This window comes from Rubripirellula reticaptiva (assembly GCF_007860175.1).
Classification (GTDB): Bacteria; Planctomycetota; Planctomycetia; order Pirellulales; family Pirellulaceae; genus Rubripirellula; species Rubripirellula reticaptiva.
Map to the genome: position 1 here is coordinate 138,294 of NZ_SJPX01000003.1, position 12,357 is coordinate 150,650.

The window sequence follows — 12,357 nt, forward strand, 5'->3', positions numbered from 1 at the left end:
TCAAAGCGGCGAAACACGTCCGTCGATCCGATTTGGCCATCCGCCCGGTCTTGCCAGGGGTGATTTGAATTGGACAATGAATGCGCGGTTACACGTGTTTTGATTCTCATCCACGGCGGTCCCATTGGCCAAGCTAAATCTTCGCAAATTCGCCGGCCCCGCCCTGGCGATCGCGCTGTTCGCTTTGGCCGTTCGTTTATTGGTGCACGAAGCCAATTCGATCACCTGGGAAGACTTCCGATCCGGCCTCACCAGCGTACCGACATTATACATCGTGTTTGCCGTCTTTTTGGTCGCACTCAACTACGGCCTGTTGGTTTCGTACGACTTGCTGGCGCTGCGGTACTTGTGCCGATCGATGCCACTTCGCCGCGTCGCGCTGGTGTCTTTCCTTGGCTTTACGCTAGGCAACAACTTTGGCACCTTCATGGCTGGTGCCCCGATTCGATTTCGCTTTTACACTCGCTGGGGATTGTCGCCAAGCCAAGTGGTGGTGCTAATTTCAATCTTGGGGCTAACTTTTTGGAGTGGCCTTTGGTTCTTGGGTGGTATGGTATTGGTATGTGTGCCGATTGAGTTGCCACCGCCTTACGTGCTGCCAGTTGGCACTCGGACGCTTGGCGTGATCCTGCTGTCGCTTGCAGTTAGCTACCTGTTGGTTTGTACGTTTTGGCGAAAACCGTGGCCGATTGGCAAGCTTCATTTACGTCCACCCGAACCGGGTTTGATGGCAGTTCAAGCGTCGGTTGCGGCAGTCGACTTGCTCATTTCAGCAACGGCGCTGTACCTCGTATTGCCAGGCGATTCACTGGTGCCGTTCACTTTGGTATTGGCGGCCTACTTGGCCGCGATCGCCGTTTCGTTGATCAGCCAAGTGCCGGGTGGATTAGGTGTGCTTGAAGTCATCCTGCTGGCGCTGCTGAAAGAAACGGTTGGCGATGCAGTGCTGGCATCGGTGATCATTTTCCGAACCATCTACTATCTAATCCCACTGATGTTCGGCATGACGGCGCTAGTGATCCACGAAATCTATGGCGGTGCAGTCGAAGCCCGTGAGGCACGCCAATAGGAATTCGCTTGCACAGGTAGAATGGAGCGAACCATTCCTCTGAACGCGCGGTATCGCCCCGATAATGTTGCCCATCGAATCCCAAAAACGGCTGATTATCTATGCGTTGCTCGCCGCGTTGGCAACTTTCTTAATCGCAACGTTTTATCCCGTGGGACGTCCGGCGGACGAAACAACCCAACTATCATTTGCGTCGGCATATGCGTGGATTGCAGCCCAGTCGCTAGCGCCGGCAATCGTGGTATTGATTCCATTGCAGCTCGTAACGCGACTATCTCCTCGACTTACTTGCCGCGTGGGTATGGCCCTGCTGGCATTATTGCCGATCACGATCTTCTTGGATGCCATTGGTTTCCACTGGACCGGCGAGCGACTACTGTCAGCAACGACGGCACACATTGCGTGGTCACTGCTGCCCGGACTGATCCCGTTTGCGAGTTTCTCGACGATCGCAATGACCGCCTGTGCAATTCTGACAGTGTTGGTACTACTGTGGTTCTCGGCATGGCTTTCAAAGTATCTAGCCGATCGTTGGTCGACGGATCACCCAGGCGAACTGTCGCCATTGAAGATAGGCTGGGTTCTTCTTGCAGGAACCGTTTTACTGGGATTGCCCGCGATGAAGCATCGCACCCGCACGATCGCCGAAATGCAGGACTACTCGACTCGGCATCCGTTTTGCGTGCTTCGTGTGATCGGATATCGATCCGTCGGCATGATGATTCCGACGGGCGAGTCTGCGGTCATGTCGCATCTTTATGGTTTTGGTTTGTCCACAGCAGTACAACATCGCCTGGACGAATTAAAACAAGTCCGGATTCAACTCGCCGTCATAGATGACAAAACTGAGCGGCCAAGCCAAGAAGACCGCTCCGACGTCTTGATCATCATCATGGAATCGCTGCAGGCATCATTACTCAACGAAGACGTAATGCCGAACTCGCACAAATTGGCTAGCGAGGGTCTGATGTTGACCCAGCATTTTACAGGCGGTAACGCTAGCAACCTGGGAATCTTTTCATTGCTGAATGGATTGGAGGCAACGTGGTTTCCCTATGCCGACCAATTTGAACCGCTGGCCAACCGGTTCTTTCATCAGGCAGATTACGAACTCGGTTTCTTTGGCGGGACGAACGACTGGCACTCCTTCGGAATGGAGCCCTTTATCAATCCGAAATGGTACGACCGCTTTAAAATCGAGCCAGTCGCCTGGTTGGAATCTGACCAGCGAGCAATCGACCATGTCCAAGAATTTCTTGGTCGCGGCAACAAGTCCCGAAAACCTCGCGTGGCCGTTCTGTATTTGTATTCCAGTCATGGTCCGTTTGCGTCACTCCCCGAAGAAGAAGTTTTCCAGCCCGCCGCAGAGTCTTACGTCACGCCGTTTTCGGACGCCATGCGGATGCCGGTTTGGAACAAGTACCGAAACGCTGTTCGGTCACTCGACAAAATGCTGTTACCGCTATTGGACCGTACCCGCATTACCGCAATTGTTGGCGATCACGGCGAAGCGTTTTTGGAAGACGGAACCATCGGTCATGGCACGCGGTTGTCTCAGATCCAAAACATGACGCCAGGGATGATTTATTTTCCCGGTGGCAAAGCAAAACGGATCACCGAGCGAACATCTCATGCCGACATCTTGCCGACGATTCTTGATTCGATCGGAATCAAAACAAGTTCACCGGTTTTCGAAGGCGTCAATATCAACAGCACCGAACCTGCGTTGCTTGCCCAGCGACGATTCGCGTCTTGCAGTTACATGGGCGGATCGCTGATCCTTACCGGCCCATGGACTGAGAAACCGGATCGTCCCTTCGCGTACCGATGCGCCTATTCAATCAAGGACTGGCAAATCGCTCCGCTGAATCCCGTGGACACCAAAGGTTTGCAGTGGATACCGCCAAACGAAAAAAGCGGCAACGAATCTCGCGATTCCGAAACAATTGGCGACGAACTTGGAGATTGGCTTATTCGTCGATTAGGAGTCAACCCGATGGACGACGAACGGGACGAGCTAGAACTATTCGCCCAATACTTAACGGCCCCCGATCACACCATTCGATTGGCGGCCGTCAATCTAGCTGAAAACGTTAGCCGGCCAAGCGACGAACTGATCAATCTGGTCAGCGATCGCACTGCAGACAGTCAAAAAGAAATACGCGACGCGGCTCGAAAAGTGGTGATCCAACTGCAGCGCCGAGCGCGGTAGCTAAACGATCCTCAGCTCGCTTACAAACCCGAGTTGTCGAACTCGGCCAGCCCATCAAATTCGCTGTGCCGTTCCGGTGCACGGTCGCTGAACTTCGTGAACTCTGCTTCCCACGTCAATTCAACGTCGCCGACCGGACCGTTCCGCTGTTTCGCGATGATGATTTCCGCTTGCCCAGCAAACTGAGCTTTGTCTTCACCACGGTGATAGTACTCTTCACGGTGCACAAACATCACGACGTCGGCATCCTGCTCGATAGCACCCGATTCACGAAGGTGACTCAGTTTGGGACGGTGATCCTTACCATCCTCGGCTTGCCGGTTCAACTGAGACAAACAGAGCAGCGGCACCTCTAATTCTCGCGCCATCCCCTTCAATCGACGAGCGATCTTGGCGACCTGTTCTTGCCGTGGATCGCGAGAGTTGTCCGGATCGATCAGTTGCAGATAGTCAATTACGATCAAGCCAAGACCATCTTCTTTGCGTTTGATTCGACGCGCCGTCGCGGCAATCTCGCTGACCGTTCGGCTGGGCGAATCGTCAACATAAAGCGGCGACTCACTGATCTCGTTAGCTTTGGAAATCAATCGATCTCGATCGTCTGACGAAATCGAACCGTTTCGCAATCGGTGACCGTTGACGCGAGCGAGCGAGCACAACATCCGGTCCGCCAGTTCAATCCCCGACATTTCCAACGACACAAACAAGACGGGCGCGCCTTGGACGATCGCACAGTGTTCGGCCATATTCATCGCCAACGCGGTTTTACCCATCGACGGACGAGCGGCCAAGATGATCAGTTCGCCGTTGTGCAAACCACCTGTCATTTCGTCGAAGACTTTCAGCCCCGTTTCGGCTCCGCCGTCAACGTATTCATCTCGCAACCGTGCCTCCATGCGGTCCATCGCTTGGTGCAATACGTCACTGATGCTGTGGACGCTTTGCGACGATCGACCGTCCATGATCGCGAACACTTTCTGTTCGGCCTGGGCACACAATTCTTTGGCCGTGCCGGTCTGTTCGTAGGCGTCACGCAGAATCTCGGTGCTGGATTCGATCAGCCGCCGGTAGACCGCTTTTTCAGAAACGATCGCCGCATAAAAACTTGCGTGCGCCGCATTCGGAACTGCGCCGGATAAACGCGCTAAATAAGCCGCACCGCCCACCGATTCGTAGTCACCTTCGGTCCGCAGACGTGACACCAAGAGCGTGATATCGATCTTCTCGCCGCCGTCGTACATTTCGCGCATCGCATGATAGATCTTGCGATTGGCGTCATTGTAGAAATCGTCCGCCTTCAACGACGCAATTTCGTCACAGATCGAAGGCAACAACAGAACGCTGCCGATCACCCCCATCTCGGCCTCCTCGTCGAAGGGAGGCTCTCGCATCAAGACTTCAGCAGTGGTCGGTTCATTCTTCTTCTTTTTGAACCGGAATTCTTTTTCGTCTTTAATCATGGTTCCACATCCTTGGGAGGTGCCGAGCGAGCTGTCGCGTCTAATCTGTCGCGAAAAAGCGATCGATGCAAGGACAGGAGCAAACGAGAAAGACGGCCAGCCGGACTAGAGCGCCGCGAGTCTGCGGATTACGCGATGGATCAGGCACGCAACAGGTTCTCGATTCGTTCAATCGCTTCTTGAGCCGACATCGCGACGTTACCACGGCCGATCGATTTTCCTTTTTCCAACCAACCCTTCACGTTCTTTTCCGCCGCCATTGCCGTGCTGTGCGATTTGCCGCCAAAATGTTTCGCAATCTCAGTGTACGCCGCCGATGTCATTTGCCGCGATAAATACATTGCCAGCATACGAGGTTCCGATACGGCCCGCGTCTGAGCTCCGCTGCGAAGGACATCAAGCGGCAACTGGAACGCATCGCAAACCGCCGTCTCGATGACTGACAAACTGGCAACCGGCTTGGCCGATCGCAATACATCACCGCCAAACCGACGAACTTCGTCCATCGACGGATTACGGCCGTACATGCGTTGCAGCAGATTGATCGTATTGACGACGCCGCTGATCACGCGTCCATCCCCCGCAAGCATCGATGTCAACTGAGTCACCATCGCGTCGTCGACTGGCATCGAACACGTATCACCAAGCCAGCGACGCAAAATCGTCTCGCGAGTCGACAGGTCAAGCGGCCCCATTGGGCAAACCAAACCGCTGGACATTCGCCCGGCCAACTCGTGAGTCAAGCCTTGGATTTCGGTGGGAGCATGCGAGCCGCTGAAGATCAACGGCCGACCAGCGGCCGCCAGTGTTTCAACGGTGTACAACACTTCTCGCAGAGTCGCTTTCTTTGAGCCCAAAAACTGGACGTCATCGATTAATAGAGCGTCGACTTCGCGGTAGCGACGACGGAACGACGTGATGCCGCTGTTGCCAACCGAAGTGATGAAGTCGTTGGTGAACTGTTCGGCCGACAAGTGCATCACGCGGCGCATCCGGTGATGTCGACGAAACTGGTCCGCGATCGCGGTCAGCATGTGAGTCTTGCCACTGCCGGTCGGGCCGCATAAGAACAGGGGGCTGGCCAGTCCCGGTTGTTGGCACACCATCGACATCGCGGTGAACGCCAACTGATTGCACGATCCTGACACGAAGGTTTGAGCGTTCATCGGACGCTGCTGCCCTACCGCTTTGGCGGAAGGGTCTCTCAGCGACTTACTCAGAGACGTGTCGCTGCCAGCCGGCTTCGTCGGTGCTTTGGACGGCGACTTGGACTGTGGCTGCGGTGTTCCGCCCAGAGCGAAATCGCTTGAAACCACAACACCATGGACGACGGTGGCGGCGACTTTGGGTGCGCGACGTTGATTGCGAACGGTACCGGCGCCGCTCGCCACCAACCCCGACATCGACATCGTCTTGCCGCGTTGAGATTCGATCTTCGCACTCGCTTGTCGACGACTGCGGACCGGTGATCTTCGCGGCGCGGAATCCGACTTTGATGCTTCGCCAAGCGGCAACTCGGCTTGCGCCGCTTGCGGTGCAGCAAGTTCCACCGAGACATTCGTCGACGATCCACAGGCCTGCATCGCAGCGCCGCGCAACTCGCTTAGAAAGTTCTTCTTCAAACGATCGAGTGCGAATTGGCCACGGACGCGGACAATCACGCAGCCACGAACCAAGCTCGTAGGCTTGGTGATGGGTTCGCCGTCGGACGGGTTACCAGTTTCCGAGGTTTCCGCTTCAACCGGCGACGATGCGACCTCGAAAGCGACACCGTTGGTGAACCACATTCGAAACCGGTCTGCACCGATGCGTTGTTCAAGCGCTTCCTTGAATGATGCGACAACGTCCCTGTCGTCGGTGCAGCCGTGCGGAACAAACATACCGGTAGCGCAATCCTCCTTCATGGACGTTTCGCGGACCAACCATTCTCATCGACCACATTCAATTCGCCCACGCGAATCGGATCGACGCTTTGCGTTTTAAGAAGACTCCGCCCATGCTTGGCGGCGACGTCACTTTCGCATTTCCTTCACGTCTCGACGAGCTACTCTCCTGCAGACGTGAGGCCAGATTCTAGGGTTGCTAGCATTCAAGTCAAACGCTGTTGTGAACAGAAAGTGAAGATTCGAAAAGGAGAATTCAATTAGGGATGCAGTTGACGCAGAAACACCGATTCTGATGGCGACAGATTACCAAGTTTGACTCGCCGAAATGCCAATTGGAAACTATCCACCCGTGTGGAAAATGTGTCGACTAGCAAGCCAGAATGCACCTGAGTCGCCGGCTGTGATTCCCTAACGCGTTACCACGTCGATGGTTAGCGATTGGCCATGGATAAAGATTGGGCGTAGAAACAAGAATCACTCATTCTCGCCCTTGCCAGGATCGGCTGCTGCGATCCTTTTGCACCACACCACCTCGCCCATCATCGACCGCAAACCGGCGCGTTCATACAGACGACGGGCCGGAATATTTTTTTGGTCGACGGCCAAAATCAAACGGTCGCCTCCGATCTGACGAGCGATTCGCATCGCTTGGGCAATCAGGCAGGCGGCCAGACCTCTCGACCGAGCCTCCGGCACCAATCCCATGTAAACGATTTCGACGACCGGCCGAGGCTGTGCGCCGTCAGCGTCTGGGTCGTCCGTTTCAGAACCCGGCGATCCGTGAAGACCAACGATCAAGCAGCCCGCTGGGCGGCCGCTGGCTGGATCCATCGCAGTGAACCAGTACTTAGGAGCAAAGGCGGCACTACTGCGATAGCCGAGCATCGTTTGGTTGGCGGAACGAAACTCACACAGTTGCGGGCAGTCCAGCGTGCCCTGATAAGTCTGTTCGACCAGCCTTTCCATCGCCGCCCAGTTTTCGGCCAAGTCGTTCCAATCAAACGGCTCGAACGTCAATGAAAGTGCGGGCTCGCTGCGATCCGACTGACCGACCAGCGACGTCTCCGTGACGAGATCCACAGGGCCGCTCATGTAATCCAGCGTCGCCAGCGGTTCGAACCCAAAATTTGCACACCAATGAGCCACCGAATCGGGTGACAAAGCAGAATGCGTATCGGTCTCGGCATCAGTCTTCGCGACCGGATCCGCTCCCCACTGGACGAAACTGACGCCACATTCCGCCAATTCAAGGTCCAAGCAATTGGCTAATTTCCCGATCACATCGGCGGTTAACGGACTGTTTTGTACACCGTTTGTCTGTCGCATCGTAACGCCGGCGTGAACAATCGTCGCCGTGTCGCCCCAGCAAAGCGACGTGGCGTCCACGGACTTGCCTAGCGGTTGTGCGTTTTCATCGTTGATCGCGGTCTGAATCGCGATTGCGGCGGCGACTACCCCTTTGTTCGCCGATTTCACTGTGGCCAATCGGATCCGACCGGACGAGGGGTCTTGCAGACTTGTTCGAATCTGATCGATAGCTATTTGTGCACGTCCGAGCGACAGATTGGCCAACAAGGGTGGCAACCACTGCTGCAATAACTCGGCTTTTGGCGACTCAGCCTGGTAGGTCAGGGTTTCTGATGGCATCAATCGTCTTTTTTACGAAGGATTCCCGATAGTGACGGTTTTTATTCTCGGCAACTTAACCCTATCATAGAAGGCCTCGAGTGGGTGAACGCAGTTGGACGTCCAGAGCCTTGTTGGGCAAGTCGTCATGGCGCGGCTTATTGATCGACAGCCCCAATCACGACTTTCCCCCCATCACCTGCTTCTGCGGATCAATTAAACGATTCGCAAATCTACCCCGACCACCCTTCACGGAATCTCAGTTCGATGTCGTCACGCCGATTCTGCCTTTGCCTCACCGCTCCCCTGGTTCTCCTTTTCTTGGTTGCCGATTCGCAATCCAGCCAGGCCCAAGGACTTCTGCGTCGAATTCAAAATCGGATCCAATCCCGAGTGCAACCGGCGCCCCAACCGCAATTACGGCGTCCTGCTCCTCAGCAGCAACCGGCCCCGCGACTTCAAACGCCGAACAACAACAGCAGCAACGCCGCCGGCCTCCGCCGGGTCAGCCCAGTTTCGCCAACCGGTTCGGGTGTTGAACCGTCGGCACCGGACGACGCCAACGACTTTGGGGCGTCAATTCTCAGTGGTAGGGACAACGACTCAGAACGAGCTTCGATTGGAATCACGGTTTCACCACCTGCGGACGGTTCAAGCGGAATCGAAATCACGCAGTTCAGCCCTGATTCGCTCGCCGATGACGCGGGCCTAAAAGTCGGCGACGTGATCACATCGGTGAACGGTCGCCCCATCCAAACAAGCAGCGACGTTGCCGCTCAGCTCGTCGGCCTCAGAAATGGCGAACGCGTACAGATCCAATTCAATCGCAATCAAACGCCCTACCGAGTGACAATTCCGTTGATCGCTCGCAAGGCAAACGATCCGGCACCGAAGAGCGACTCTGACAAGAAACCAGCACCAACAGCGACTGCCATAGAGAAGCCGGCGGACGTAGAACCAACTTTGGCCGAACCAAACAAGCAAAAGTTGAATACCCCCGAATTCAAAGTCGCTGAATCGATGCAAGCGGAACCGACTTTGGCGGCTCCCAAACAGGCTGCCAAGCCAGAACCAGCCAGCTCAGTCGCCTCGGTGGCATCGGTCGCTAAGCCTGTCGCCCCCCAGCCAAAACTGACTGAACCGAAGCCAAGTGATCTGACCGAAACGGTTGCGTTGCCGTCTCCCGTGCTTGATTCGCCACGCCCCTTTGGCGTCAACGCCAAGAACGTCAAGGGAGTCCGCGGGGCCGTCATCACCGAAGTGTCACCTGGATCGCCCGCTGCCAATGCTGGCATTATCCCCGGCGATCGCATCGTTTCCATCAACGGTCGTCTGCTGATGAATTCGGACTCTTTGTTTCGCCAAATGGACAATCGCATTTCAGCAGGTACGGTCATCGTTCAACTGGTTCGTGACACTAAACTGGTCGCGACCGAGGTGAGCTTTACGGCGGATCCGATCCCAGCAAAAACTGGGGAACGAACAAAAGAAGTTGCCTCTGATACCGATTCAAAATCGAGCACTCTGAATTCACTGCTTGGTGGTTTATTCGGAAGCAAAGCAGAAGTCCCCGAGAAATCGAGCGACGAAATGGCCTTTGGCGACAATGAACCGGTCAAGCGGGCTGGTTTCAACGAACCTGTTAAGACAGCGACACCGCAATCCCCACCGCCAACGGACCCGCCATCGCTGGACGACCTGGAAGCACCGACCGGGGCTGCCGCCGAAACAAAAGCCGATCCCAGCAAAGCCGAAACTGAGTTGCTGAAGAAGATCCGCGAACTGGAATCGCAACTGGAACGACTCAAAGGAACCGAGTGAGCGAGAATAAGGCAGACGAAGGATTTGACTACGCCGCGGCGAAGGTAAAGACGTTTCCACAAACGCCCGGCGTGTATCTGATGAAGGATGCCGCCGAACGCGTCATCTATGTCGGCAAGGCCAAGAACTTGCGCAGCCGCGCCAGCAGCTACTTTTTGAAAGCTGCCGCCGAGGACCTGCGAACGGCGAATTGGATCGGCGAGATCGCGGACATCGACTATGTCGAATGTGACAGCGAAGTCGACGCGTTGTTGATGGAGTCTCGGCTCGTCAAAGACATCCAGCCAAAGCACAACAAAGACCTAAAAGACGACAAGTCGTTCCCGTACTTGATGATCACGACTCGGGACGAATTTCCGCGAGTCGAAGTCACCCGAGAACCCAAAGAACGCGGCGTCAAACTGTATGGTCCGTTCCCGAGTGCCGGCGCCCTGCGTGGCGCGATCCAAGTGCTGCAGCGAATTTTCAAGTTTCGCACCTGCACGCTAGACATCACCGAATCGGACGAAAAGTGGCAATGGTTTCGGCCCTGCCTTTTGCACAGCATCCATCAGTGCACGGCGCCCTGCAATTTCCGAATCAGCAAAGAGGAATACCGGCGCGACATCAAACGCCTACAAACGTTCATGGAAGGCGGCAAGAAACGGCTGCTCAAGGAAATGAGCGACGAAATGATGGTCGCTAGTAAGGCGATGGATTTCGAACGCGCCGCGGTCCTGCGAGACGAAATCAAAATGCTCGACCGCTTGGAAGAACGAGGGGAACTCGACACACATGCGCAACCCGAAGTCTTTTACGTCGACCCCAAGAAAGGTCTGACCGGGTTGCGAAAGGTTCTTGGTTTAACCGAAACCCCGCGAGTCATCGAAGGCATGGACATTGCCCACCTGGGCGGTGGCGAGACCGTGGCGTCAATGGTCCAGTTCATCGATGGGCTGCCGTTCAAGCCAGGCTACCGACGATTCAAAATCCAAGACGTCGAAGGTATCGACGACTTCCGCAGCATGTACGAAGTCGTTTCGCGTCGGTTTCGACGACTGTCCGACGAAGGCGATTCGTTTCCGGATATCTTGTTAATCGATGGCGGCAAAGGCCAACTGAGCGCTGCCATGGCCGCGTTTCGTGATCAAGAAATCACACCGCCAACGGTGATCTCGCTTGCCAAACGAGAAGAAGAGATATTCCGTCCTGGCATCTCTGAATCGATCAAGCTGAGCAAGAGTTCGTATGCACTGCGATTGTTGCAATACGTTCGCGACGAATCGCACCGATTCGCGCAACACTATCACCACATCCTACGATCAAAATCAACGTTCGATCGCTAGACGTGATTCGTCAATTCGCTCGACTTATGATCGCTCAACCTAAGATCGACGACGACGAGCCAAGAAACCGCCGCCGACAACAGCGAATGCCATCAACGTGCTCGGTTCAGGAACCGCCACGACTTGGTACGAAACAACGTTGTCGAACGTGTAACTGATAAAGCCAGTGCCGTTTTCGTACAATTCAAGCTCGGTGATCGTTTCAAGGCCAGCCGAATCAACCAGACCAATGAAGAACGCTTGGTCACCGTCGACCGCGACTCCCGAACCAGGTGCGACTGCTGCAACCGTTCCATTGGCATCGTTAAGCTCGATCAATTCCAAGACACCATCGTTGGCAATCGATGCAGAGTCATACTGAACCCACAATCCGGCGGCCGAGCGAGCGGCACCAAAACTGATCGAAATCACTTGCACCTCGTCCAACGGTTCGAAATCGAAATCGTCACCAATGTAATTGGTGGGGCTGATCGTAAAGGTGGGAAACGTGTCGTAGACAAACAGTGTTTCACCGCCATCGGATGCAAAGCTGATGTCGCCGATCGACGTTAAAGCGGTGCCTGCGGTCTGGCCTTCAAACGTCTCAATCTGCTGAACACCAGTCGCCGCCGCGACAAAAGCGGCATAGTCGCTGTAGGCAACGAGCGCAGCATCGGCCGAATGGGAAAACCCCGTCAGAGCCAACAGGGCAACCGCTAACAAACAAGCCGCTCGCTTCTTTGCAACACTTAACATGGTCTTCCAACCTTCGATTCAATGAGACGTTTCTAGACAAGAATTGCGTAGTCGGCGCAATCAATCCTGTACGACCGAGTTCGGGCGACTCTAGACCTACTCTCAAGTAAAAACAACCTTCCCAACCGCTTTGGGGGGGACGGAATCGTTTTTCTTTCCTAACTACGATTTCGCCTTTTCGCATTGCAAATCGCAAACAGAGTCACCAAGAACCCTCGCCACC

At 55.1% G+C, this 12,357-nt stretch carries 8 protein-coding genes; 4 read left to right on the forward strand and 4 right to left on the reverse strand.

Features of this window, described 5'->3' with window-relative positions; all coding sequences use genetic code 11:
- Positions 1–124: 124 nt before the first annotated feature.
- Both Poly59_RS13280 and Poly59_RS13285 read left to right on the forward strand, forming a co-directional pair.
- Positions 125–1,069, forward strand: a complete 945-nt coding sequence (locus Poly59_RS13280; RefSeq protein WP_146534612.1) for a putative bifunctional lysylphosphatidylglycerol flippase/synthetase — start codon at positions 125–127, stop codon at positions 1,067–1,069.
- Between the two features lie 64 nt (positions 1,070–1,133).
- The gene (locus Poly59_RS13285) at positions 1,134–3,281 is read left to right on the forward strand and encodes a sulfatase-like hydrolase/transferase (protein WP_146534613.1); all 2,148 of its coding nucleotides are present in this window, start codon (positions 1,134–1,136) and stop codon (positions 3,279–3,281) included.
- Between the two features lie 20 nt (positions 3,282–3,301).
- Here the strand turns inward: Poly59_RS13285 and dnaB are convergent, their stop codons facing one another.
- The 3 genes from dnaB to Poly59_RS13300 form a co-directional block, all read right to left on the reverse strand.
- Positions 3,302–4,741 carry a replicative DNA helicase gene (dnaB, locus tag Poly59_RS13290; protein ID WP_146534614.1) on the reverse strand — a complete coding sequence of 480 codons (1,440 nt, stop codon included), beginning with the start codon at positions 4,739–4,741 and terminating at the stop codon, positions 3,302–3,304.
- Positions 4,742–4,881: 140 nt separating this feature from the next.
- Positions 4,882–6,645, reverse strand: a complete 1,764-nt coding sequence (locus Poly59_RS13295) for a DnaA/Hda family protein (protein ID WP_146534615.1) — start codon at positions 6,643–6,645, stop codon at positions 4,882–4,884.
- Positions 6,646–7,101: 456 nt separating this feature from the next.
- A complete protein-coding gene (locus tag Poly59_RS13300) occupies positions 7,102–8,274 on the reverse strand; it encodes a GNAT family N-acetyltransferase (RefSeq protein WP_146534616.1) in 1,173 nt (390 codons plus the stop codon).
- A gap of 372 nt (positions 8,275–8,646) precedes the next feature.
- Between Poly59_RS13300 and Poly59_RS13305 the strand changes: the two genes are divergently transcribed.
- A complete protein-coding gene (locus Poly59_RS13305) occupies positions 8,647–10,074 on the forward strand; it encodes a PDZ domain-containing protein (RefSeq protein ID WP_186776232.1) in 1,428 nt (475 codons plus the stop codon).
- Positions 10,071–11,399, forward strand: a complete 1,329-nt coding sequence (locus tag Poly59_RS13310; protein ID WP_246151623.1) for an excinuclease ABC subunit UvrC — start codon at positions 10,071–10,073, stop codon at positions 11,397–11,399. Before Poly59_RS13305 ends, Poly59_RS13310 begins: the two co-directional genes overlap by 4 nt.
- Before the next feature lie 39 nt (positions 11,400–11,438).
- On the opposite strand, the gene Poly59_RS13315 is transcribed toward Poly59_RS13310, so the two are convergent.
- Positions 11,439–12,134 (reverse strand): PEP-CTERM sorting domain-containing protein, encoded by a 696-nt coding sequence (locus Poly59_RS13315; protein ID WP_146534618.1) that lies wholly within the window; start codon positions 12,132–12,134, stop codon positions 11,439–11,441.
- Positions 12,135–12,357: the final 223 nt, after the last annotated feature.